At 69.3% G+C, this 23,129-nt stretch carries 19 protein-coding genes; 15 read left to right on the top strand and 4 right to left on the bottom strand.

The window, feature by feature from the left end; all coding sequences use genetic code 11:
* The first annotated feature begins 25 nt into the window (after positions 1 to 25).
* Both galU and ACX93N_RS10565 read left to right on the top strand, forming a co-directional pair.
* Entirely contained in the window at positions 26 to 853 is an 828-nt protein-coding gene (gene galU / locus ACX93N_RS10570) for a UTP--glucose-1-phosphate uridylyltransferase GalU (RefSeq protein WP_459428393.1), read from the top strand.
* Positions 854 to 858: 5 nt separating this feature from the next.
* Positions 859 to 2,229, top strand: coding sequence for a phosphohexomutase domain-containing protein (locus ACX93N_RS10565; RefSeq protein WP_459428384.1), 1,371 nt, complete (start codon positions 859 to 861; stop codon positions 2,227 to 2,229).
* Between the two features lie 592 nt (positions 2,230 to 2,821).
* On the opposite strand, the gene pgi is transcribed toward ACX93N_RS10565, so the two are convergent.
* Both pgi and ACX93N_RS10555 read right to left on the bottom strand, forming a co-directional pair.
* A complete protein-coding gene (gene pgi / locus ACX93N_RS10560; RefSeq protein WP_459428383.1) occupies positions 2,822 to 4,453 on the bottom strand; it encodes a glucose-6-phosphate isomerase in 1,632 nt (543 codons plus the stop codon).
* 117 nt (positions 4,454 to 4,570) lie between these two features.
* Complete coding sequence (locus ACX93N_RS10555; RefSeq protein WP_459428382.1) at positions 4,571 to 5,533, bottom strand: polyprenyl synthetase family protein; 963 nt, start codon at positions 5,531 to 5,533, stop codon at positions 4,571 to 4,573.
* A gap of 234 nt (positions 5,534 to 5,767) precedes the next feature.
* On the opposite strand from ACX93N_RS10555, the gene rplU reads away from it, so the two are divergent.
* The 6 genes from rplU (at position 5,768) to ACX93N_RS10525 (ending at position 10,182) form a co-directional block, all read left to right on the top strand.
* Entirely contained in the window at positions 5,768 to 6,079 is a 312-nt protein-coding gene (gene rplU, locus ACX93N_RS10550) for a 50S ribosomal protein L21 (protein WP_459428381.1), read from the top strand.
* Positions 6,080 to 6,097: 18 nt separating this feature from the next.
* Positions 6,098 to 6,355, top strand: a complete 258-nt coding sequence (rpmA, locus tag ACX93N_RS10545) for a 50S ribosomal protein L27 (protein ID WP_459428380.1) — start codon at positions 6,098 to 6,100, stop codon at positions 6,353 to 6,355.
* A gap of 186 nt (positions 6,356 to 6,541) precedes the next feature.
* Positions 6,542 to 7,723 (top strand): Obg family GTPase CgtA, encoded by a 1,182-nt coding sequence (gene cgtA, locus ACX93N_RS10540; protein ID WP_459428379.1) that lies wholly within the window; start codon positions 6,542 to 6,544, stop codon positions 7,721 to 7,723.
* A complete protein-coding gene (proB, locus tag ACX93N_RS10535; RefSeq protein WP_459428378.1) occupies positions 7,720 to 8,856 on the top strand; it encodes a glutamate 5-kinase in 1,137 nt (378 codons plus the stop codon). The genes cgtA and proB overlap by 4 nt, the downstream gene beginning before the upstream one ends.
* On the top strand, positions 8,849 to 9,733 hold the full coding sequence (locus ACX93N_RS10530; protein ID WP_459428377.1) for a ZIP family metal transporter: 885 nt from the start codon (positions 8,849 to 8,851) through the stop codon (positions 9,731 to 9,733). The genes proB and ACX93N_RS10530 overlap by 8 nt, the downstream gene beginning before the upstream one ends.
* Complete coding sequence (locus ACX93N_RS10525) at positions 9,730 to 10,182, top strand: methyltransferase family protein (protein ID WP_459428376.1); 453 nt, start codon at positions 9,730 to 9,732, stop codon at positions 10,180 to 10,182. Before ACX93N_RS10530 ends, ACX93N_RS10525 begins: the two co-directional genes overlap by 4 nt.
* Positions 10,183 to 10,189: 7 nt before the next feature.
* On the opposite strand, the gene hemH is transcribed toward ACX93N_RS10525, so the two are convergent.
* Complete coding sequence (gene hemH, locus ACX93N_RS10520) at positions 10,190 to 11,278, bottom strand: ferrochelatase (protein ID WP_459428375.1); 1,089 nt, start codon at positions 11,276 to 11,278, stop codon at positions 10,190 to 10,192.
* A 258-nt stretch (positions 11,279 to 11,536) separates the two neighbouring features.
* On the opposite strand from hemH, the gene ACX93N_RS10515 reads away from it, so the two are divergent.
* The 3 genes from ACX93N_RS10515 to ACX93N_RS10505 all read left to right on the top strand — a co-directional run bounded on the left by ACX93N_RS10515 (position 11,537) and on the right by ACX93N_RS10505 (position 15,614).
* Entirely contained in the window at positions 11,537 to 11,887 is a 351-nt protein-coding gene (locus tag ACX93N_RS10515; RefSeq protein ID WP_459428374.1) for a UrcA family protein, read from the top strand.
* A gap of 565 nt (positions 11,888 to 12,452) precedes the next feature.
* Positions 12,453 to 13,877 carry an amidohydrolase gene (locus ACX93N_RS10510; protein WP_459428373.1) on the top strand — a complete coding sequence of 475 codons (1,425 nt, stop codon included), beginning with the start codon at positions 12,453 to 12,455 and terminating at the stop codon, positions 13,875 to 13,877.
* A gap of 60 nt (positions 13,878 to 13,937) precedes the next feature.
* Positions 13,938 to 15,614 carry an alkaline phosphatase D family protein gene (locus ACX93N_RS10505; protein ID WP_459428372.1) on the top strand — a complete coding sequence of 559 codons (1,677 nt, stop codon included), beginning with the start codon at positions 13,938 to 13,940 and terminating at the stop codon, positions 15,612 to 15,614.
* 535 nt (positions 15,615 to 16,149) lie between these two features.
* Here ACX93N_RS10505 and ACX93N_RS10500 read toward each other — a convergent pair.
* A complete protein-coding gene (locus tag ACX93N_RS10500) occupies positions 16,150 to 18,516 on the bottom strand; it encodes a TonB-dependent receptor (protein ID WP_459428371.1) in 2,367 nt (788 codons plus the stop codon).
* Between the two features lie 274 nt (positions 18,517 to 18,790).
* On the opposite strand from ACX93N_RS10500, the gene ACX93N_RS10495 reads away from it, so the two are divergent.
* From ACX93N_RS10495 to ACX93N_RS10480, 4 genes are read left to right on the top strand one after another with little or no spacing between them, the layout of a single operon-like run.
* On the top strand, positions 18,791 to 19,963 hold the full coding sequence (locus ACX93N_RS10495) for an acyl-CoA dehydrogenase family protein (RefSeq protein ID WP_459428370.1): 1,173 nt from the start codon (positions 18,791 to 18,793) through the stop codon (positions 19,961 to 19,963).
* Between the two features lie 24 nt (positions 19,964 to 19,987).
* Positions 19,988 to 20,623 (top strand): glutathione S-transferase family protein, encoded by a 636-nt coding sequence (locus tag ACX93N_RS10490; protein WP_459428369.1) that lies wholly within the window; start codon positions 19,988 to 19,990, stop codon positions 20,621 to 20,623.
* A gap of 24 nt (positions 20,624 to 20,647) precedes the next feature.
* Positions 20,648 to 21,850, top strand: a complete 1,203-nt coding sequence (locus tag ACX93N_RS10485; protein ID WP_459428368.1) for an acyl-CoA dehydrogenase family protein — start codon at positions 20,648 to 20,650, stop codon at positions 21,848 to 21,850.
* 10 nt (positions 21,851 to 21,860) lie between these two features.
* Positions 21,861 to 22,982, top strand: a complete 1,122-nt coding sequence (locus ACX93N_RS10480) for an acyl-CoA dehydrogenase family protein (RefSeq protein ID WP_459428367.1) — start codon at positions 21,861 to 21,863, stop codon at positions 22,980 to 22,982.
* The last annotated feature ends 147 nt before the right edge of the window (positions 22,983 to 23,129 follow it).

Raw genomic sequence — 23,129 nt, 5'->3', positions numbered from 1 at the left:
CAAGAGACTGATGGAGAGCAGGGCGATGATCGAGAAGTGCATGTTTCCCGTGGCGGGCTACGGAACCCGCTTCCTCCCGGCAACCAAGAGCATGCCGAAGGAGATGCTCCCGATCGTGAACAAGCCGCTGGTGCAGTACGGCGTCGAGGAGGCGATCGAGGCGGGCATGACCACCTGTGCCCTGGTCACCGGCCGCGGCAAGCGCGCCATCGCCGACCATTTCGACATCAGCTACGAACTCGAGCACCAGATCGCGGGCAGCGGCAAGGAGGCCTACCTGGACAGCATCCGCAACGTGCTGGACAAGGGGGTGTTCACCATGGTCCGCCAGCGGGAGATGAAGGGGCTGGGTCACGCCATCCTCACCGGTGAGACCCTGGTCGGCAACGTGCCCTTCGGCGTCGTCCTCTCCGACGACCTCTGTCTCAACGACGGCCCGGGCGTGCTCGCGCAGATGGTGGAACTCTACAGCCAGTTCCGCTGCTCCATCGTTGCCATCATGGAGGTGCCCGAGGACGAGGTGCACAAGTACGGTGTGATCGCCGGCGAGGCGCTGAAGGACGGGATCTACCGCGTCGACCGCATGGTCGAGAAACCGAAGCCCGAGGACGCGCCGTCGAACCTCGCTATCATCGGCCGCTACATCCTCACGCCGGACATCTTCGACATCCTCCGCGAGACCGAGCCGGGCGCCAACGGCGAGGTACAGCTCACCGATGCGCTGCAGACCCAGGCCGAGCGCGGCTGCGTGATGGCCTACAAGTTCAAGGGCCGGCGCTTCGACTGCGGCAGCGTCCCCGGCTTCGTGGAGGCGACGGATTACGTCTATCACAATATCTATTCCCAGCCCTGACGGCGATGGACCTCTCTGCCTGCTTCAAGGCCTATGACGTCCGCGGCCGGGTACCGGACCAGCTCAACGAAGCCATCGCCGAACGCATCGGCCGCGCCTATGCCACGGTGCTGTCGCCGCGACGGGTCGTGGTCGGCCACGACGTGCGCCTCACCAGCGAGGCCCTGAAGGGCGCGCTCATCGAAGGCCTGCGCAGCCAGGGCGTCGATGTCTTCGACCTCGGCCTCGCCGGCACCGAGGAGATTTACTTCGCGACTTTCCACGGGGATGCCCGTGGCGGCTTTGACGGCGGGATTGTCGTCACCGCCAGCCACAACCCCATGGACTACAACGGCATGAAGTTCGTGCGCGAGGGTGCGCGGCCGCTCTCCGGCGACACGGGACTCTTCGACATCCGCGACCTGGCGGCCGCCGGTGCTTTCCCCGCCGCGGGCCGTCGCGGCAGCCTCGAAGCGCTGGATCTCGATGCGGCCTATGTCGAGCACCTCCTCGGCTACATTGACCTGCCGTCCCTGGCCCCGCTGAAGATCGTGACGGACCCCGGCAACGGCGGCGCGGGCCGCATCGTCGACCTCCTCGAGCCGCACCTGCCCTTCGAGTTCGTGCGCCTGCACCACGCCCCGGACGGCCACTTCCCCAACGGCGTGCCCAACCCGCTGCTGCCGGAGAACCGCAGCGCGACCATCGACGCGGTACGCGCCCATGGCGCCGACCTCGGCATCGCCTGGGACGGCGACTTCGACCGCTGCTTTCTCTTCGACCACACGGGCCGCTTCATCGAGGGCTACTACGTGGTCGGCCTGCTCGCCGAGGCCTTCCTCCGCCAGGCGCCGGGCAGTGCCATCGTCCACGACCCGCGCCTGACCTGGAACACCCGGGACATCATCGCCGCCGGCGGCGGCCGCGCCGTCGAGAGCAAGACGGGCCACGCCTTCATCAAGGAGCGCATGCGCGCCGAGGACGCCCTCTACGGCGGCGAAATGAGCGCCCACCACTATTTCCGCGATTTCGCCTTCTGCGACAGCGGCATGATCCCCTGGCTCCTGGTCGCCGGCCTGGTCAGCTCCCGCGGCCAGCCGCTCGCCGAGCTGGTGGAGGAACGCATGGCCCGCTTCCCCTGCAGCGGCGAGCTCAACCGCACCATCGACGACCCCGCCGCCGCCCTCGCCGCCACGGAGGCCCGCTACGCCCCCGGCGCCACCGCCGTCTCCCACGTCGACGGCCTCTCCGTCGCCTACCCCGACTGGCGCTTCAACCTCCGCCGCTCGAACACGGAGCCTGTTGTACGGCTGAACGTGGAGAGCCGTGGGGATGCCGCGCTCATGCGTGAGAAGACCGAGGAGCTGCTGGCGTTTCTGGATGGTGGACCTTCGTAGTTGGCGCTGGGGGCGCTTCGTAGTCCGGCACCGGGGCTTGCTACACCCTGTCCCGGGACCGCAAAAGCGCCATCCATGGCAGCTCGACAGCGGACATCCATGTCCGCTGACGCCCCGGTACAGGGTGTAGCAACCCCCGTCGCCTGGATCTGGTGCCCACTCCACCGCAGAGCACTTACCACCCCTTCGCTGCCTTAAAGATCGGGGCCGCGCTCCTCGAGCAGCAAATAGTAGGCGCGCGTGGTGGGGGAATCGCCACCGGGACTGTCACCGGCCATGGCTGGCCGGGGCCTTCCATGCAGTTGGAGCACACATCCAGGTATTGGAACCGTGCTCCGGAGGCGTTCTGCCCGCCGCTGTTGCGTGCCGACGTGTCATCAATACTGCGAGGGTGAGATCACTACCGCACTAAGGTGACGGGGGTTGCAGCTACCTGTCCCGGGGCGTCGAAGGCCATGGATGGTCGGGGCGGCCTTCCGCTTCGTCGAGCTGCCATGGATGGCGCTTTTGCGGTCCCGGGACAGGTAGCTGCAAGCCCCGGCGCCGAGCTACGAAGCACCCCCGGCGCAAACTACAAACCACCCTCAAAGAACTACCCGTTGGCAGCCTTCCAGAGCTCCACCAGCGACCGCGTCCCAGCATCCAGAGCAGCGCCGTCGTCGTCTCCCTGCATCACGGCGAACACCTGCTTGCCGATCTCCTTGCCGAGTTCGACGCCCCACTGGTCGAACGCGTTGATGCCCCAGAGGACCGCGCTGCAGTAAGTGCGGTGCTCATAGAGCGCGAGGAGGGCGCCCAGGGCCTCGGGGGTGAGGCGGGGGAACGTGATCAGATTGTGCGGGCGGTTGCCCGGCATGGCGAGGTGGGGGGCGAGGCGCGCGGCCTCTGCCGGGTCCTGGCCCCGGGCGAGCAGTGCTTCGCGGGCCTCGGCCTCGCTGCGGCCGATCACCAGGGCACGGCTCTGGGCCAGCCCGTTGGCGACGAGGCGGGCGTGGTTCTCGCGGTCCGCCGGGTCCTCCGGGGCAAGGGGCAGGATGATGTCGGCCGGGCAGCGGCGGGTGCCCTGGTGCAGTAGCTGGTGGAACGAGTGCTGACCGATCGTGCCCGCGCTGCCCCAGAGCACCGGGGCGGAATCGGTGGTGAGGGGCTCGCCGTCGCGGGTGACCGCCTTGCCGTTGCTCTCCATCGTCAGCTGCTGCAGAAAATCCGGCAGCCGGCGCAGGCGATGGCTGTAGGGGAGCACCACGTGGTTGCCGGCGCCCAGGAACTGGCAGTTCCAGGTCTCCAGCAGGGCGAGAAGCATCGGCAGGTTGTCCGCCGGGGCCGCGCTGGCGAAGTGGGCATCCATGGCCTCCGCACCGGCGAGGAGCGCGGCGAAGTGGTCCCAGCCGAGGGTGATGGCGCAGGAGAGGCCCACGGCGGACCAGACCGAGTAGCGGCCGCCGACCCAGTCCCACATCGGCAGGCACTGGCTCCCGGGGATGCCGAAGTCGGCGGCGGCCTCGAGGTTGCTGGTGACGGCGAGGCAGTGACGGGCGAGGCCGCTGTCGGCGACGCCGCCGCCCTGGAGCCAGCGGCGGGCGGCGAGGGCGTTGGCGAGGGTCTCTTCCGTGCGAAAAGACTTGGAGCAGATGACGAACAGGGTCGTGGCCGGGTCGAGGGCGGCGAGGGTGCCGGCGAGATCGTCCGGGTCCACGTTGGCGGCGTAGTGGGCGCGCGGTGCCGTGTCCGGGGCGGCGAGGGCTTCGCTGACCAGCCGCGGGCCGAGGTCCGAGCCGCCGATGCCGATATTGACCACGTCGGTGATGGCGCGGCCGGTGTGGCCGGTGTGCGCGCCGGCGCGGATCGACTCGGCGAGGTCGCGCAGGCGCTCGCGGCTTTCAGCGACGGCCTGGAAGCGTGCATCGTCGCTGTGGCTGGCCCGCAGCAGGCTGTGCAGCGCCGGGCGGCGCTCCGTGTTGTTGACTTCGGCACCGCCCAGCAGGGCGCGCGCGGCGCCGGGCAGGTCTTTCTCGGCGGCGAGTGCGAGGAGCGCGCCGAGCGCGCCGTCGTCGAGCAACTGGCGGCCGGCGTCCAGCCTGAGCCCCGCGCCCTCGCGCACAAGCCGGCCGGCGCGGGAAAGCCCGGCGGTGAGGGGCGCGAGCGCGGCATCGCGCAGGCGGTCGGCATGGGCGGTGAGGGCGTTGCTGGCCGCTTCACCCGGGGTCAGGTTGTCTCGCGCCACGGTGTCTGGCTCCGGAGAATGTCTCCGCAGTATAGGGAGCCCGCCCGCCCGCAGGCCACCCCGGGGCCGGGGGAGGTCTGCCGCGGCGAGCCCGGAACGGGTCCCGGCCTGCAGGACTCAGGCGTTGCGGTCGACCGAGCGGTGGGCGAGGGTGACGAGCGCGGCCAGGGCGTCGCCGTCCTCGAGGCCGTCGAGCGCCGCGAGGGCGCGGTCACGATGCAGCTCTGCCTGTGCCCGGGTATAGGCCAGGCTGCCGCAATCGTCCACTGCGGCGACCACCGCGGCGAGGGCACTGGCGTCGCGGCCGGCGATGGCGTCGTGCACCGCGCGACGCTGTTCCGCGGTGCCCGTGCGCAGCACGTGGATGAGGGGCAGCGTCGGTTTGCCCTCGTTCAGATCGTCGCCCACGTTCTTGCCCATGGTCGCGGCGTCGCCCTCGTAGTCGAGGAGATCGTCCACCATCTGGAAGGCGATACCGAGGTTGAGCCCGAAGTCGTAGAGGCGCTGCTGCAGGGCGGCGTCACAGCCGTGGAGCCGGGCGGCGCCGCGGCAGGCGGCGGCGAAGAGCACGGCCGTCTTGCGGGTGATGACGTCCATGTACTGGGCTTCCGTCGTCTCCGGATCCCCTGCACGGGCCAGCTGCAGGACCTCGCCCGCGGCGATGGCATTGGTGGTATCGGCCATCTGTGCCAGCAGCGGCATGTCGTCGAGGCTTACCATGAGCTGGAAGGCACGCGTATAGAGAAAGTCGCCCACGAGTACGCTGGAGGCGTTGCCGAAGGCGGCGTTGGCCGTGGGGCGTCCCCGGCGCAGCTCCGACAGGTCGACGACGTCGTCGTGGAGGAGTGTGGCGGTATGGATGAACTCGATCACCGCGGCGAAGCAGACGTGCCGCGGCGTGCACTGGCCCAGGGCTGCCGCCGTGAGCAGCGCGAGGACCGGGCGCAGGCGCTTGCCCCCGGCCTCGACGATGTAGTGGCCGATGTTCTCCACCATGTCGACATCGGACTCGAGCTGCTCGATGATCAGGGCGTTGACCTGCTGGAACTCGCGGTCAACGACGGCGCGGATGTCGTGCATAGAAGTGGTGGGCCTGGAAGTGCCCGCGCATGCTAGGTTGGGCACCGTGGGGTGTCAAGAGAGATGGCCCTTGCGCTGCTTGTGCAGCCCCGGCAAAACCCGTACAATCGCGACCCCTTCGAGACGGCCCGAGCAGTCGGTCGGCCGGAGGTCCTGTTTCTGCCTCGCCCTGCCCACCGCCAGCGCGGTGTTCTTGAGAAGACAGCGGGAAGGCTAACGTAACGGAGTGCGGACATGTACGCAGTAATCGAAAGCGGTGGCAAGCAGCACCGCGTGGCGGAGGGCGAGTCCCTCAAGCTGGAGAAAATCGAAGCCGCGACCGGCGACACGATCGAGTTCGATCGGGTGCTCATGGTCGGCGGCGGTGACGGCGTGAAGATCGGCCGGCCCCTGGTCGACGGCGGCAAGGTAACCGCCGAGGTCGTGAGCCACGGTCGTCACAAGAAGGTGCGGATCGTCAAGTTCAACCGGCGCAAGCATCATCGCAAGGAAATGGGCCACCGCCAGTGGTACACCGAGGTCAAGATCACCGGTATCACGGCGTAACGCGGGAGGAAGCAGGCTATGGCACACAAGAAAGCAGGCGGTAGTACCCGCAACGGGCGCGATTCCGAGAGCAAACGCCTCGGCGTCAAGCTCTTCGGCGGGCAGGCCGTCAAGGCGGGCAACATCCTCGTCCGGCAGCGCGGCACGCGCTTCCATGCCGGCGAAAACGTGCGCATCGGCAAGGATCACACGCTCTTTGCCACCACGGACGGCAAGGTGGAGTTTATCACCCGCGGGCCGAAGAGCCGCAAGTTCGTCCGGGTCACCCCGGCCTGAGGCGTCGCGCGCAGCGCGCCCGCAAGCCTCGTCAGCCGACGGGGCTTTTTTTTGTGTTTGGCCCTTGGGCGGGGCGGGTGTCGATTACCGGAGCGGGCGCCCCGGAACTCTGCGATAACCTTCTCCATCTGCACCGTACTTTTTGTACCGGTGGGAGCGCCACGGGCGCCGGGATAAACTGACAGTATGAAATTCGTCGACGAAGCCATTATCCGGGTCAGCGCCGGCAAGGGCGGCAATGGCTGCCTGAGCTTCCGGCGGGAGAAGTACGTTGCGAAGGGCGGCCCGGACGGGGGCGACGGCGGCGACGGGGGCAGCGTGTACCTGCGCGCCGACCCGGCGCTGAATACCATGGTGGACTACCGCTACCAGCGCGCCTTCCGCGCGGCCAACGGCGAGCCCGGCCGCGGTCGCAACTGTACCGGCGCCGGCGGTGACGACCTGGTGCTGCCGGTCCCCGTGGGCACCACGGTCATGGATGCCGACAGCGACGAGGTGCTCGGCGACCTCACGACACCGGGCGAGGAACTGCTGGTCGCCCGCGGCGGCTTTCACGGCCTGGGCAACACCCGCTTCAAGTCCTCGGTCAACCGCGCGCCGCGGCAGACCACCGCGGGCACGGAAGGCGAGGAGCGGCAGCTCCGCCTCGAGCTCAAGGTGCTCGCGGACGTCGGCCTGCTGGGCCTGCCCAATGCCGGCAAGTCCACCTTCGTACGCGCCGTTTCCGCGGCGCGCCCGCGGGTGGCGGATTATCCGTTCACGACGCTCGTTCCCAGTCTCGGGGTCGTTCGCGTCGACCCGCTGCGCAGCTTCGTGGTCGCCGATATCCCGGGCCTCATTGCCGGTGCGGCCGAGGGTGCGGGGCTCGGCGTGCGCTTCCTGCGCCACCTTACGCGGACGCGCATTCTCCTGCATCTCGTCGATGCAGCGCCGCCGGACGGCAGCGATCCGGTTGAGGCGGTGCGTACCATCGCCCGGGAAATCGAGGCCTTCAGTCCAGCCCTGGCGGCGCGGCCGCGCTGGCTGGTGCTGAACAAGGAGGACCTCCTCGACGAGGAGGCCATGGATGCCCTGGCGGCGCGGCTGCGCGAGGAACTGTCCTGGGAGGGACCACTCTACCGGATCGCCGCCGCCAGTAGTGCCGGTACCGAGCGGCTCTGCCAGGACCTCATGACCGCCCTCGAGGAACGCCGCGCGGCCGAGGCCGCGGACCCGGCCCTCGCCCAGGCGGAGGCCGAGGCGCAGGCGCGACTGCAGCGGGAGGCACGGGAGCGCATCGACGCCCTGCGCGCCCGGCGCCGGGCGGCCCCGGAGGATGACAGCGACGACGACAGCGATTACGACGTCGAGGTCGAGTACGCCCCATGACCGACAGCCGCGCCGAACTGGCCAGCGCCAGGCGCTGGGTCGTCAAGGTCGGTTCGGCCCTGCTGACCGCGAACGGCCGCGGCCTCGACGCGGGCGTGATCGGGGGCCTGGCAGCACAGCTCGCTGCCCTGCGCGCGGACGGTCGCGAGGTGGTGCTGGTGTCCAGCGGCGCCGTGGCCGCCGGTGTCGTGCGCCTCGGCTGGCCGGCGCGACCGGCGGCGCTGCACGACCTGCAGGCCGCGGCAGCGGTGGGGCAGTCGAGCCTGCTCCAGGCCTGGGAGCAGGCTTTCGGCGCGCACGGGATCGCCACGGCGCAGGTGCTCCTCGGCCACGACGATGTCGTCGCCCGCGACCGCTACCTGAATGCCCGCGCCACTCTGAACACGCTCCTGCGCCTGGGCGTGATGCCGGTGGTCAACGAGAACGACACCGTGGCCACGGACGAAATCCGCTTCGGCGACAACGACTCCCTCGCAGCGCTCGTCGGCAACCTGATCGATGCCGATGCACTGCTCCTGCTGACGGACCAGGCCGGGCTCTTTGAGGCTGACCCCCGCCGTGTCCCGGGCGCAAGCCTCGTGGGCGAGGCGGAGGTCGGGGACCCCGCCCTGGACGCGATGGTGGGCGAGGGCGGCGCCCTCGGCCGCGGCGGCATGGTTACCAAGCTCCGCGCCGCCCGCCTCGCGGCCCGCTCGGGCACCGAGACGGTGATCGCCGGGGGCGGTAAAGCGGGTATCATCGCCGCTGTGGCTGCCGGTGACCCCGCGGGAACCTGGCTGCGCAGCGGCCGGGAGCCGCAGCGCGCGCGCAAGCAATGGCTCGCGGGGCTGGTTCAGGTCGCCGGCGCGGTGGAACTGGACGATGGCGCCGTGGCGGTGCTGCGCGGCGCCGGGCGCAGCCTGCTGCCCGTGGGCGTGCGCGCCGTGCGCGGCGATTTCCGTCGCGGTGACGTGGTGGCCTGCGTCGATGGCGCGGGGCGTGAGATCGCCCGGGGCCTGGTGAACTACCACGCCCCGGAAGTGCGGCGCATCGCCGGTCGGAGCTCCCGGGACATCGAGGCGATCCTCGGGTACGGTGGCGACGAGGAGCTTATCCACCGCGACAACCTGGTACTGCTGGACCCCTGTGACTGAGCCGCTGTTCCTGCTGCTGGCCTACTGCGCCGCCATTGCACTCGCCTCCGTGGCCGGTGGCGCGCTACCCAACCGCGTGCGCATGACGCACACGCGCACTCAGCTGGCCATGAGCGGGGTGTCCGGCCTCATGCTCGGTGTGGCGTTCTTCCACCTGCTGCCCCATGCCATTGTCCTCGGCCCCGCGCCCGACGCCATTGACCACGCCAGCGGTTTCGTGGTGCTGGGCCTGGTGACGATGTTTCTCCTGCTGCGCATGTTCCACTTTCACCAGCACGAGTTCGAGGCGCAGGGGCGGGGCTGTAACCACGACCACCGGGACGGTCACCCGCAGGTACACGGCCACGATCCCCGGAGCGCCGCTGAGGCGCACGGCCTGAGCGGCCTGGGCATCGCCCTCGGCCTCTCCGTACACACGGTCATCGATGGCATCGCCCTCGGCGCGGCAGTCGGCGGGGGCGGGCACGCGGGCGGTTTCCTCGGTGCGGGGGTGTTCCTGGCGGTGCTCCTGCACAAGCCGCTGGACGCCATGTCCATCACCGCGCTCATGCAGGCCGGCGGCTGGCGCCGCGGGGCGACCGGCCGCGTCAACCTGGCCTTCGCGGTGCTCTGCCCGCTCGCCGCGGTTCTTTTCTACCTCGGCCTGGACAGCCTGAGCGGTGACGCAGCGCCGGTACTGGCCGCGGCCCTCGCCTTCGCGGCCGGCGCCTTCGTCTGCATTGCCCTGTCGGACCTCCTCCCGGAAGTGCATTTCCACAGCCATGACCGGCTGAAGCTCACCGCCGTGTTCCTCGCGGGCATCGCCCTGGCCTGGCTGATCGGAGGCTTTGAACCGGCCGGCGCGCACCATGTCGCGATCCTGGAGTCCCATCCGTGAGCGAGCAGCGCATCATCTACCCGCCCGTGTGGCTGGTCATCGGTGTCGTGGTGATCTTCGTCCTGGACGAGTTCCTGCCGGGGCCGCGCTTTGCCGGCGCGGCGGCGCAGTTCGCGGGCAGTGCGCTGCTCGTCGCCGGGCTCGCCCTGCTGGTGGTGGCCGGTGGGCTGTTTACCCGGGCCGGCACGGGCATGGTGCCCTTCAAGGACACCCGGGCCCTCGTCACCCATGGCCTGTACCGCTACAGCCGCAATCCCATGTACCTCGCCATGGCCCTGGTGCTGCTGGGGGTCGCCGTCACGGTGGGTGCCTCGCTGGCGCTGCTGGTGCCGGCAGCTTTCCTCCTGGTCATCGACCGGCGTTTCATCCGCGCCGAGGAGCGGCAGCTGGAGGCGCTGTTCGGCGAGGAATACCGGGCCTACTGCCGGCGGGTGCGGCGATGGCTTTGAGCGGCCTTCACGCGGCCCCGGAGTAGCCGAGGGCCGCCGCCCGCTCAGCGGCGACGGCGGGGTCGGTACGCTCCTCGAGCCAGCCGCCGAGCTGCTCGCCGGCGAGGTCGGCCAGGAACGCCACGTGCGCTTCGCTGGCGTTGAGGCAGGGGATGTACTGGTAGGTTTCGCCGCCTGCCTCGAGGAAATACTCCCGGTTCTCCTCGCCGATCTCCTCGATAGTCTCGAGGCAATCCGCCGAGAAGCCCGGGCAGATCACCTGCACGGACTTCACGCCCTGCGCCGGCAGCCCCTTCAGGGTCTCGTCGGTGTAGGGCTGCAGCCACTCCTCGCGGCCGAAGCGGGACTGGAAGCTGGTCAGGTACTCGTCTTCCGCAAGGCCCAGGGCCTCTGCCACCAGCCGCGTGGTCTTGTGGCACTGGCAGTGGTAGGGGTCTCCCTCCTCGAGGTAGCGCAGCGGCTCTCCGTGATAGGAGAAAACAAGCTTCTGCGCGCTGCCGTGCTCGGCGCGGAAGGCGCGCACGCTGTCCGCGAGGGCCGCGATATAGCCCGGATGGTCGTGGTAGCAGGAGACGAAGCGCAGGTCCGGGAGCCAGCGCCGGGCGCGGAAATCCTCCGCCACCGCGTCGAAGGTCGAGCCGGTGGTGGGGCCGCTGTACTGCGGGTAGAGCGGCAGGACCAGCAGCTTTCGCGCGCCGGCCTCGATCAGCCCCTGGATTTTCTCCGCCACCGAGGGCTGCCCGTAGCGCATGGCGAAATCGACCAGGACGCGCTCGCCGTAACGCTCCCTGAGCACGGCCCGCAGGCCCTCGGCCTGGTCCCGGGTGTGCAGCAGCAGCGGCGACCCCTCGTCTGTCCACACCGTTTCGTAGGCCTCGGCGGAGCGGGCGGGGCGCACGTTGAGGATGATGACGTTGAGGATGAACCACCAGAGCAGCCGCGGCACCTCGACGACCCGCGGGTCCGAGAGGAATTGCTTCAGGTAGGGGCGCAGGGCCTGGCGCGTCGGCGCCTCCGGCGTGCCGAGGTTGGTGATCAACACGCCAATGCGGGGAGCCTGGCCGTGATCAAAGCCGGGGGAGCCGAGGTATTTCATAACCGCGCCAATATACGTTCGTGTGCTTGTCGTGCCAAGCGAAACGGCTCGCCGCAGCGCTTTGCATCCCTCCGCGCCATGATACGGCAACCGTTCGTCGCCGGATTCCGGCATTTGACCGCGCGCTAGCTGCTATCCGGCGAAAGCGCCTGTCGACAGGGGCGGCGCTGCCCTAGCCTGTGACTGTCGGCGAGCGATGGCGCTTGACCGGAAACAGCAGGCAGACAGCGAAGGACAGCGAATGTGGAGAGAGACACCATGAACAGCAGCAGAAAGAGCATGATGGCAGGTATCGGGGCGAGCATCGGGATCCTCGTGCTGTCGGTGAGCGCCGGCGCGGGGGCCTTCGAGGGCGAAACCGTGAAGACGACGGCCCCGGCGGCCCGGGAGACGACGGTCGCTTACGGCGACCTCGACCTGGGGAGCCCCGCCGGGCAGGCCACCCTGGCGTACCGCATCGAGCGCGCCGCCCGCGAAGTTTGCGGCGCGACGGATCTGCGCCGGGCCGGCAGCCTGGCCCTGGCGACGCGCAACAGCGCCTGCGTCGAGCAGGCGGTGAATGCGGCCACCCGGAAGGTCCCCCGGCCGATGGTTGCCACCGCAGAGTAAGCAGCACCACGGCCGGCGTTTCCCCTGGCGTCGACCGTGCGGGGAGCGGGTTCCGCCCGCTCCCCTTTTTATTATGGGTTGCTTTAGGGGCTGCCAGTTTGAGGCCGGCGTCGGATTGACGGGGAGACCGCGCTTCTGTCCTGCAGGTCCCGGGGCGATGGCGGGCGTCTTCTCTCAGTCGCTCCCCGATACACGCTTGGTGAGAGAAGACGCCCGCCCTCACCCCTCGCGCCTCGCCTGTTTCCAGGGCGGCCGACGCTCCACCCACGGCAGGGGCGGGTGCGGGGAAAATGCCCCCACAAAGCAAGTATCGGGGAGCGACTGGGGGCATTTTCCCCGCATCCGTCCCGGGAAACTGCGATAAGTGACCGGCAGCGGGCGACCGAAAGAGAGAAAGAGAGAAAGAGAGAAAGAGAGAAAGAGAGAAAGAGAGAAAGAGAGAAAGAAGTCTTCCGCCCTCTCCCCGTGAATCCTGTGAGCAACCTGTCCCGTCGCAGGTGAGGTGGGTGGCATTCACAGTCGCAGGTGCTATCGTGAGCGACCCGTTCACCGACAGGAGCCCGCCATGCGACGCCTCGCGATCCTCGCTCTTTGCTGTTTCGGCCTCGCCACCCCGGCGCTTGCCGACGACCGCGACAGCATCCTCGCTTACCTCGACACCCAGGGCGAGCGGTTCGGCAGCCTCGCCCGGCAGATCTGGGAGGAGGCCGAGGTGGGCTACCAGGAGACCGAGAGCTCCAGGCTGCTCCGGGAGGCGCTCGCCGGGGAGGGCTTCAGCATCGAGAAGGGGGTCGCCGATATCCCTACCGCCTTCGTCGCCAGCTACGGCAGCGGCGAGCCGGTGATCGCGTTCCTCGCCGAGTTCGACGCGCTCCCGGGCATCAGCCAGTCCGATCAGCCGGTGCGCGACCCGCTGCCGGAGAAAGCCGCCGGCCACGCCTGCGGCCACCACCTCTTCGGCGCCGGCTCCACCGCCGCCGCGGTGGCCCTGCGCCACTGGCTGGAGGACACGGGGCAGCAGGGTACCGTGCGCCTCTACGGGACGCCGGCGGAAGAGGGTGGCTCGGGCAAGGTCTACATGGTCCGCGCGGGCCTCTTCGACGACGTCGATGCGGTCCTCGGCTGGCACCCCTCCGACCGCAACGCCGCCGATGCCGCCACCACGCTGGCCAACAAGTCGGCGAAGTTCCGCTTCCGCGGGACCTCCTCCCACGCCGCCGTCGCGCCGGAGCGCGGCCGCTCCGCTCTGGACGGCGTCGAGGCCATGAACTTCATGGTCAACCTGCTGCGTGAGCACGTGCCGCAGGAAACGCGCATCCACTATGTGATCACCAGCGGTGGCTCCGCGCCCAACGTGGTGCCGGATTTCGCCGAGGTGTTTTATTACGTCCGCCACCCGCAGCGGGATGTCCTCGCCGGTATCTGGGACCGGGTCGTGGCCGCTGCCGAGGCCGCTGCGCAGGGCACGGGGACCGAGCTCGACTTCGAGGTCATCCATGGCAACTACAACAAGCTGCCCAACGAGACCCTCGCCGAGATCATGCACGGCAACCTGCTGCGCGTGGGCGGGGTCAGCTGGAACGCCGACGAGCAGGCCTTCGCCGATACCCTGGCCGGGTCCCTCGACCGCGATGCGTCGGTAGTCGGCCAGCAGGGGCGCATCAAGCCCCTCGGCTTCACCCAGAGCATGGGCTCCACGGATGTGGGTGACGTCAGCTGGATGGCCCCGACCACGGAAATGCGCGCCGCGACCTGGGTGCCCGGCACCGCGCCTCACTCCTGGCAGGCGATCGCCGCCGGCGGCACCAGCATCGGGACCAAGGGCATGCTGGTCGCGGCCAAGACCCTCGCGCTCACCGGCGCCGAGCTGATCCGGTCCCCGGCGGTGCTCGCAGCCGCAAAGGAGGAGTTCGAGGAACGCCGCGGCGCCGACTTCGAGTATGTGCCGCTGCTCGGCGACCGCGCGCCGCCGCTGGACTACCGTCGCTGATGTCATGGCGCCGTAACAAAGGCCCGCTAGCCTTGCGGTGCCACTAGCCGGAGAATGCCCATGCTGTCCCGCCGCCACTTTCTGCGCCTCTCGTCCGGCGTCGTCCTCTCCACCGCCGTCACCGGCTGCGCGCTGGGCGGGCGCCAGCCGGCGCTCTCCGCGGCCCGCTTCGATCACGGCGTCGCCAGCGGCGACCCCCTCGCCGACGGATTCATGCTCTGGACCCGCGCCAACCCGGTGGCCGGCGCGGGCCCGGTGAGCGTGGCCTGGGAGCTGGCGGCGGACGCGGCCTTCCGCGAGGTGCTGCGTGACGGTGTGGCCGAAACGGGGCCGGCCCGCGACTACACCGTGAAGGTCGACGTGCGCGACCTCCAGCCGGGGCAGACCTATTACTACCGCTTCCGGGCCGACGGCGCCGAGAGCACCACGGGCCGCGCACGCACGCTGCCCGCCCCGGGTGCCCGGCAGGTTCGCCTCGCTGTATTCTCCTGCTCGAACTACCCGGCGGGCTATTTCTATCCCTACCGCGAGGCGGCCCGCCGGGACGACCTCGATGCCTTCCTCCACCTCGGCGACTATTTCTACGAGTACGGCGCCGGCGGCTACGCCACGGAGCGCAGCGAGGAACTGGGCCGGGCGCTGCCGGCGGACAACGACGGCGAGCTGTACACGCTCACCGACTACCGCCGCCGCTACGCCCTCTACCGCGGTGATGCGGATCTGCAGGCGATGCATGCCGCCGCGCCCTGCATCAGTGTCTGGGACGACCACGAGTTCGCCAACGACGCCTGGCGCGGGGGTGCCCAGAACCACGGCCCCGGCGAGGGTGACTGGGAGCCGCGCCTGCTGGCGGCGCTGCAGGCCTACTACGAGTGGATGCCCATCCGTCCGCCGGCGGGCGAGGGGTCCCTGCGCATCTACCGCAGTTTCGATTTCGGCGGCCTGCTGGCCCTGCACATGCTCGACACGCGCCTCATCGGCCGGGACGAGCAGCTCGAGTACGAGGATTACATCGACGAGGCCACGGGCCGGCTCGACCGCGACCGCTTCCTCGCCGACCTCGGCAACCCTGCCCGCCGTCTCCTCGGCGACGCCCAGCGCGAGTGGCTCGCCGGCCGGCTGGCGCAGTCCAGCGCGCCCTGGCAGCTCCTGGGCCAGCAGATTCTCATGGCGCGCATGCTGATGCCCGCGGAAATGCTCTCCGCCCCGTCCTACGCCGACATCCCGCCGATCCTCGAGGAACTCGCGCGCCTGAAGGCCGCCGCCGAGGCCGGACAGTCGCTCACGGACGCCGAGCTTGCGCGCCTCGCCGACGTCACGCCCTACAACCTCGATGCCTGGGATGGCTACCCGGTGGAGCGCGAACTGCTCTACGCCGCGGCACAGGCCGCGGGCAAGCGCATCGTCTCCCTCGCCGGCGATACGCACAACGCCTGGTTCGCCACGCTGCGCGACCGCAGCGGCAGCGAGGTGGGCATCGAGCTCGCCACCCCGAGTGTCTCCTCGCCGGGCATGGAAAGCTATTTCCGGATGGATGCCCCCACGGCGCAGCAGATGGCCCGGGCCCTGCCCCTGCTCATCGACGAGCTCAACTACTGCAACCTCCACCAGCGCGGCTATCTCCTGGTCACCGCCACCCCGGACGAGCTACGCGCCGACTGGACGTTCGTCGACTCGGTGCAGACGCCTGAGTATTCGATTGCAGGGACGCACACGGAGCGCTTTACCCACGGTTAGAGCCGGGTGATTCCCCTAGCCACGATAGCCCGTGGGGTTGGCAGGTTCGCGGAATCGTGTCCTAGCGGCCGCTGGGGGTGCCAGTAGGTCGGCCCGGCCGTGATGGTATACCCCCCGGGAACCGCAAAAGCGCCGTCCATGGCAGCTCGACGGAGGCCATCCATGGCCTCCGACGTTCCCGGGGGGTATACCACCACGTCCGGACCTTGCGCCTGAGCAGCTTCAGGGCTGCGGTCTTCGCGACGTTCTGCGAGAAGGTACATCACATTTGCTGGAGCATGCTCATGCCCACCGGCAGTTACCGCTAGCGCCAGTTCGCTGGCACCACGGTCAGGCGCTGGCCCGCTATAAACTCTCACGGGACGTCAGCGGCCATGGATGGCCGCTGCCGAGCTGCCATGGATGGCGCTTTTGCGGTCCCGTGAGAGTTTATAGCGGGGCAGCGCCGAAGCTAGAGGCACCCCCGGTCCCAAGCGCCTGCACTGCCCCAACTGGAGAAGTTGAAACGGGGTCGGGTGGCCCGCAAAGTGCAGCTTCAATAAGCCCCGAAGTCGTAATCCAGCTGGACGCCCCAGAAGAGGGGCGGGCCGGCGACGAAGGTGGGGTTGCCGAAGGAGCCGCCGGTGTTGCCGGCGTCGACCAGGTACTCCTCGTCGAGGAGATTGCTGGCGAAGACGCTGAGCTCCCAGCCCCGGCCCGGGTTGGCGATGCCCAGGCGGGCGTTGAGGAGGCCGTAGGCGTCCTCCTCGATGGGCAGGCCGGCGATCGGCGCGTTTTCCGGCTCGAAGAACACCTCCGACCGCCAGCTGTAGACCAGCGAGCCCGTGAGCCTCATGTCGCCGGCGAGCGGGTGGTCCAGGAACAGGCCCGTACTGGCCGTCCACTCCGGCTGCAGGCGGAAGCGGTTGCCGGCGAGCGTGCCGTTGCTGGCGTCGTCGTCGATCTCCGCGTCTATCCAGGCCGCGTTCGCGAACAGCTCGACGCTGGCGCCGAGGAGGGCGCGCACGTCCGCCTCCACGCCGAGGTTCGTCGCCGAGCCGGCGTTCGCCGTGAAGAAATTGCCGGCGTCATCCTGCAGCGTGACCTGGAAATCCGAGTAGTCCTGGTAGAACACGGAGACGTTCCAGGACACGCGGCGGTCGTCGCTGGAGCCCTTCGCACCGAGCTCGTAGTTCCAGACGATCTCGGCGGGGACCTCCGTGACGTCGGCGACCGGGTTGCCGGTGGCTCCCGTGGCGGCGACCACGTCGATCACGTCCGAGCGGCGGCCCTTCGAGACCGTGGCGTAGAGGTTGGTGTTGTCGTCCATGCGCCAGAGGGCGTTGAAGCGCGGCAGCCAGTCGTCGAAGCTGCCGTCGGCGCTGACGATGACGCCGTCCGTGTTGACCACCGGCAGCAGCGGCTGGTTGAGGCCGAGGAAACCCAGGATCGTCGAGTTCGGGGCGATCGCGCTGAAGCCGCTCTCGCGGGTCTCGTCGATATAACGCAGGCCGACGGTGAGCTCGAGGGCATCGTTCACGGCCCAGGTAACGTCGGCGAAGGCCGAGAGGATCTCGTTCTCGCCGTAGTTGGCAAACTCCGACTCGTAGGGCAGGGCCTCGACGAGCCCGCCGGACAGTACCGGTGTCAGGAGGTTAACGCGGCCGTCTGGCTCAATGCAGGGGGCATCGACGAGGCCGCTGAGTGCGCCGGCGCAGTTCAGGAAAATCGATTCCTCGGTGCTGAAGGGCACCCGCTGGCTGCCTTCCTCCTCGAAATAGTTGGCGCCGAGGATCGTCGTGAAGCGGTCGCCGCTGTAGACGGCGCGCAGCTCCTGGTTGAACTGCTCGCCCTCGGCGTCCTCGCCGAACTCGAGGAACCAGGCCTGGGTGCCGTCGGCGTCGAAGACCTCGAGGGACTCGAACTCGCGCCAGGCGGAGATGGAGGTCAGCGTGAGCCGGTCCGTCGGCTGCCACTCGATGCGCAGGTTGTAGTCCTCCACTTCGCGCTCGATGCCGAGGTCCGCCTTGCCCAGGGCCGCCTCGGATACCGGGCTGCCGGCCATCTCGACGAAGGAGAAGGGGCTGCTGTCGCCGCCGGTGGGGGCGTAGAGGCCGTTCTTGAAGGAGGTGCCGGTGTCGTCGTTCTCCTCCCAGGTGTAGACGAAGTCGATGGTCAGTTCGTCCGTCGGTGTCAGGCGCAGCGACGGGCGCAGGGCCGTGCGCTCGATGCCCTGCATGTCGTCCTGGCGGAAACCGCCGGGGTTCTGCGAGGCGGGGCCGCCGGCGATATTGTCGATGAAACCGTCGCGCTCCCGGTACTGGAAGGCGAGGCGCGCCTGCACGAGGTCGCTGCCGCCGGTGACGTAACCGCGGGCGAGGCGGGCATTGTAGTTGCCGGCGTTCAGGGTCAGGGCGCCGGCGAGTTCCTCCTGCGGCCGGGCCGTGTAGACGCTCACGGCCCCCACGGAGGCGGCGGTACCGAAGAGCGTGGCCTGCGGGCCCTTCACCACCTCGATGCGCTCGATGTCGAAGAGCTCGAAATAGGAGCCGCGAGAGCGCGATACGTCGACGCCGTTGTAGTAAACGGAGACGCGCGGCGCGGCCTGGGCGGAACCGCTGTCCGAGGTAATGCCGCGGATGACGAAGCCCGGGTTGTTCGGGCTCTGCTCCTGGATGACCAGGCCGGGCGTGATGTCCGAGACCGCGTCGAGCTCGACGATGTTGGCGCGCTCGAGGAGATCGCCGCTGTAGGCGGTGATGCTCATGGGCACATCGGCGACGGTCTGCTCCCGGCGCTGGGCGTAGACGGTCACCTCTTCGATCCGGCCCGCCGCGGGCACACCATCACCCTGGGCCAGGGCGCTCGTTGCGCCGGCCGACAGGGCGGCGAGAGCAAGGTAGAGGGCTGTGTGTTGTTTCATCGCGGGCTCCGCATGGCTGGTTGGTGAAATCGGCGGGAGCTTACGCCGGAAACGGGGCGTCTTGATGACGCTTCGGTGAAGCTTCTGTGACAGGCGGGGGGGCTGGCGGCGCCCCGGGGCTTGCTGCGGGTGACCTGCCCCGCGTTTTGCGCGTGCCAGCAGGGCGCGTGCCGGCAGGGTGCGGGCTTTCGCCGGGCAGGGGCTAAAGTTATACTCAAATATCTCAAGCATCACTCAACGCCGATTCTCAAACAAAGCGCCCGGAGGCGTGCCCATGGCCCTGGACTTCGACAGCGCCCGCTTGCCCAATCCCAACCTCACGGAAGCCCACGAGGCCTGGCGCACGCAGCTGCGGCGCTTCGTCGATACGGAGATCGCGCCCTTCGCCGACGACTGGGATGAGGCCGGTCGAATCCCGGCGGAGCTCTGGCCGAAGGCGGCGGCGGTGGGCCTCCTCGGCCTCGGTTACCCCGAGGCGTACGGCGGCACCAGCGAGGGCATCGACAGCTGGTACCACTGGATTGCCGCCGAGGAGCTGGCCCGCTTCGCCGTCGGCGGTGTCAACGCGAGCCTCATGGTCCACGGCATCGGCCTGCCGCCGGTGCTCAACTGGGGCAGCGAGGCGATGAAGCAGGCCGTGGCGCCGCCGGTGCTCGCCGGCGAGAAGCACATCTGCCTCGGCATCACCGAGCCCGGCGGCGGCTCCGACGTGGCGGCACTCGCCACGACGGCCGTGCGTGACGGTGACCATTACGTGGTCAACGGCTCCAAGACCTACATTACCGGTGGGCTGCGCGCGGACTGGGTGTCCACCGCCGTGCGCACGGGCGGCGAAGGCCCGGGCGGTGTCTCCATGCTGCTCATCCCCACCGATGCCGCTGGCTTTTCCCGCACGCCGCTGGACCGGAAGATGGGCTGGTGGGCCTCGGACACGGCCACGCTGTACTTCGATAACGTGCGTGTGCCTGCGGACAATCTCATCGGTGAGGAAAACCAGGGCTTCCGGGTGATCATGACCAACTTCAACGGTGAGCGCATGGGCATGGCAGCGGCCATGGAGGCGCTCGGCCGCGTCTGCCTCGAGGAGGCCGTGCAGTGGGCGCGGGAACGGCGTACCTTCGGCACGCGCCTCGCCGACCACCAGGTGATCCGCCACAAGATCGCCCAGATGAAGCAGCGGTTGAACGCGACCCAGGCCTACCTCCGCGCCTGCTACGAGGCGATCGAGGCGGGCCGCGCCAACCCCGGCGATATCGCCCTGCTCAAGGTCCAGGCCAGCGAGACCCTGGAGTTCTGTGCCCGCGAGGCCATGCAGGTCCTCGGCGGTATCGGCTACCTTCGCGGCAACCGCGTCGAGCGGATCTACCGCGAGGTCCGGGTCAACGCCATCGGCGGCGGCTCGGAAGAGATCATGCGCGACCTCGCGGCGCGCCAGTACGGGCTGTGACCGGGGCGGAAGAGGAGAATGACGATGAAACTCTGGCACTGCGGCGGCGCCCGCTCCCTGCGCCCCCTCTGGACCCTCGAGGAGCTGGGCCTTCCCTACGAGCTCGAGGTGCTGCAATTCCCGCCGCGGCTTCTCGACAAGGATTTCCTCAAGCTGAATGCGCTGGGTACGGTGCCTTACTTCACCGACGGCGACAGCTCCATGACCGAGTCCGTCGCCATCTGCCAGTACCTCGTCGACCGCTACCCGAACCAGGGGCTGGGGCTCGAGCCCGCGCACCCGGAATATGGCGACTACCTGAACTGGCTGCACCAGGCGGACGCCACACTGACCTTCCCGCAGACGATCTACCTGCGCTACACGGCCTTTGAGCCGGCTCCTGAGAAGCTCGCCGTGGCCGAAGACTATGCGAAGTGGTTCCTGGCGCGCCTGCGTCGCCTGGATGCCTTCCTCGAGACGCGTGACTACCTGGTCGCCGGCCGCTTTACCATCGCCGATGTGGCCATCGGCTACGCGCTCTACCTGGGGCGGGTGCTGCGCCTCGACGACCGCTACCAGCCGCAGACCGCCGCCTACCTGGACCGGCTGCTGGCGCGCCCGGCCTTCCAGCGCGCCGACGGACGGGCCCCGGGCTTCAATCCCTTCCCCGAGGGCCGCTGAGCCCCGCCCAACGGAGGTACCATCATGACCGCCCCGCAGAACGAACTTGACGCCTTCCGCGCCGAGGTCTCGGCCTGGCTCAAGGACAACAGGCCCGCCGACCCGGGCTTCCTGCTGCCCCAGTCCTTCATGGAGGTGGGCAGCGACGAGCAACTCGACTTCCTGCGCGAGTGGCAGTACACCGTCTGGTCTGCCGGCTACCTCGGTCTTGCCTGGCCGAAGGAGTATGGCGGTGGCGGCATGGACCCGGCCTTTCAGTCCGTCGCCGACCAGGAAATGCGCCGCGCGGGGGTGCCGATCTGCTTCAACGTCATCGGCCTCGGCTGGGCCGGCCCGCTGATCAACGAGATCGGCACGGAGGCGGAAAAGGCGAAGTACCTGAAGGGCATCCTCACCGGCGAGGATATCTGGTGCCAGGGCTTCTCGGAGCCGGACCACGGCTCGGATCTCGGCAACGCGCAGACCCGCGCCGTGCGCGACAGCGACAGCTACGTGGTCAACGGCACCAAGATCTGGACCACCATGGGCAACTACGCGAAGTACATGATCCTGCTGGCGCGCACCAACCCGGAAGCCGAGCGCAAGTACGACGGCCTGTCCTTCTTCCTTGCACCCATGACCGTCCCCGGTGTCGAGGCGCGGCCGATCCGCAAGCTCACCGGCGAGTACGGCTTCACCGAGACCTTCTTCACCGACGCGCGCATCCCCGCCGACTGCCTGATGGGCGAGGAGGGTGACGGCTGGAAAATCGCCATGAAGACCCTGCAGTACGAGCGCGGCGCCGAAGCCGGCGCCGCAGGCGGTCTCGCCTTCGTGCGGATCGTGCTCGACGACCTCGTCGCGGGGCTCGCGGACGTGCGCCGCGACGGCGCGCCGGTGCTCGAGGATCCGCTGCTGCGCGATCAGCTCGTTCGCCTGGCGATGGAGGAAAAAGCCATTGCCCTCGGCGACAAGCGCGCTGCCATCGCGCCGTTGACCACCGACTACCCGTTTTCCCTGCCCCTGTCGCACAAGCTGCGCTGGACCGAGTACACCCGGCGCATGCGCCAGTTTGCCATCGCCGCCCAGGGTGCCGATGGCGCCCGCTACGTCGGTGATGACGAGGCAGTGGCCGGCGGTTTCTGGCAGCGCGCCTACCTGAACAGCTTCTCCGCCACCATCGGCGGCGGCACCAGCCAGGTGCAGGCCAACATCATTGCCGAGCATGTGCTCGGCCTGCCGAAATAGGAGGTCGCCCATGTCCCTGGTCGGCACTACGCAAATCGCCCTTTCCGAAGAACAGGCCATGCTCCTGGATGTTGCCCGGGAGTTCTGCCGCGACAAGGCACCGCGCGAGGTGGTACGGGCACAGCTGGAGACACACCGTGGCTACGACCCGGATACCTGGGCAGCCCTCGTGGAACTCGGCTGGACCGGCATCGCGCTCCCGGAAAGCGCCGGTGGCTCCGCCCTCGGCGCCGGCAGCGTGGTGCCCGTGCTCGAGGCCATGGGGCGGGCCATGCTCGGCACGCCATTCCTCAACACGACCCTGGCCGGCCAGCTTCTCCGGCGCGCGGCTCCCGGCATGCACGACGAGGTGCTGGCGGCGATCGCCGCGGGGGCGGTGGCCACCATTGCGCAGCTCGAGGACGGCGACTGGGGCGCCGCGCCCGCCTGCCACCTCGACGACGACGGCCTGCTTGTCGGCACGAAGCGGCTGGTGGGCGACGCCCACGTCGCCCAGCATTACCTCGTCGTGCTCACGGTGGACGGCGCGCCCGCCCTGGCGCTCGTCCACCGCGATCATTTCGATCGCACGCGGGTCCGCGACAGCGAGCTGATCGACCAGACCCGGCGCGCGGCGACCGTGGACTTCACCGGCGTGGAGCCCGCGGCGCTCATCGTCGGGCCCTCGGTAGCGCCGGCGCTGCGCGACGTGGCGCTCCTCGGTGCCCTCTACGTCGCGGCGGAGGCCGCCGGCAGCGCGGCGGCCTGCCTGGACACCACGGTGGATTACCTGAAGACCCGCAAGCAGTTCGGCAGGCTCATCGGCTCCTACCAGGCCCTCAAGCACCCGGCCGTGGACATCCTCTGTGCCGTGGATGCCACCCGCTCCTTCGTCTACCACGGGGCCACCCTGGTCGGCGACGAGGCCCTGGGCCGGGATGCGGAGATCGCCTGCCGGATGGCCAAGGCCCAGGCCACGGAAACGCTCTGTCATGCAGGCGACCGGGCGGTGCAGTTCCACGGCGGCATGGGCTTCACCTATGAGTGCGACGCGCAGCTCTACATCCGCCGCGCGCAGTGGGTGCAGCAGCAGTACGGCGACGCCCGGCACCACCGCAAGCGACTGGCCGGGTTGTTGCTGGACGCCGCCTGAAAGCGCTACCGTTAGTCGCCCGCGGCAGCCCTGTCGCGCAGGACCCCGGTGCTTCGCTCAGTGCTTCAACGGTAGGTGCGGGGGGTGGAGCTTGCCCCCACAAAGCGTGGGTCGGGGAGCGATTGGGGGCAAGCTCCACCCTCCGCC

The organism is Pseudohaliea sp., assembly GCF_054552115.1.
This window is presented reverse-complemented; position numbering and strand designations above follow the sequence as displayed.

Bases quoted from the DNA above. Each gene is read 5' to 3' on its own strand.
- galU (WP_459428393.1), top strand. From the start codon at position 26: ATGATCGAGAAGTGCATGTTTCCCGTGGCGGGCTACGGAACCCGCTTC.
- ACX93N_RS10565 (WP_459428384.1), top strand. From the start codon at position 859: ATGGACCTCTCTGCCTGCTTCAAGGCCTATGACGTCCGCGGCCGGGTA.
- ACX93N_RS10555 (WP_459428382.1), bottom strand. From the start codon at position 5,533: ATGCACGACATCCGCGCCGTCGTTGACCGCGAGTTCCAGCAGGTCAAC.
- rplU (WP_459428381.1), top strand. From the start codon at position 5,768: ATGTACGCAGTAATCGAAAGCGGTGGCAAGCAGCACCGCGTGGCGGAG.
- rpmA (WP_459428380.1), top strand. From the start codon at position 6,098: ATGGCACACAAGAAAGCAGGCGGTAGTACCCGCAACGGGCGCGATTCC.
- cgtA (WP_459428379.1), top strand. From the start codon at position 6,542: ATGAAATTCGTCGACGAAGCCATTATCCGGGTCAGCGCCGGCAAGGGC.
- proB (WP_459428378.1), top strand. From the start codon at position 7,720: ATGACCGACAGCCGCGCCGAACTGGCCAGCGCCAGGCGCTGGGTCGTC.
- hemH (WP_459428375.1), bottom strand. From the start codon at position 11,278: ATGAAATACCTCGGCTCCCCCGGCTTTGATCACGGCCAGGCTCCCCGC.
- ACX93N_RS10515 (WP_459428374.1), top strand. From the start codon at position 11,537: ATGAACAGCAGCAGAAAGAGCATGATGGCAGGTATCGGGGCGAGCATC.
- ACX93N_RS10510 (WP_459428373.1), top strand. From the start codon at position 12,453: ATGCGACGCCTCGCGATCCTCGCTCTTTGCTGTTTCGGCCTCGCCACC.
- ACX93N_RS10505 (WP_459428372.1), top strand. From the start codon at position 13,938: ATGCTGTCCCGCCGCCACTTTCTGCGCCTCTCGTCCGGCGTCGTCCTC.
- ACX93N_RS10500 (WP_459428371.1), bottom strand. From the start codon at position 18,516: ATGAAACAACACACAGCCCTCTACCTTGCTCTCGCCGCCCTGTCGGCC.
- ACX93N_RS10495 (WP_459428370.1), top strand. From the start codon at position 18,791: ATGGCCCTGGACTTCGACAGCGCCCGCTTGCCCAATCCCAACCTCACG.
- ACX93N_RS10490 (WP_459428369.1), top strand. From the start codon at position 19,988: ATGAAACTCTGGCACTGCGGCGGCGCCCGCTCCCTGCGCCCCCTCTGG.
- ACX93N_RS10485 (WP_459428368.1), top strand. From the start codon at position 20,648: ATGACCGCCCCGCAGAACGAACTTGACGCCTTCCGCGCCGAGGTCTCG.
- ACX93N_RS10480 (WP_459428367.1), top strand. From the start codon at position 21,861: ATGTCCCTGGTCGGCACTACGCAAATCGCCCTTTCCGAAGAACAGGCC.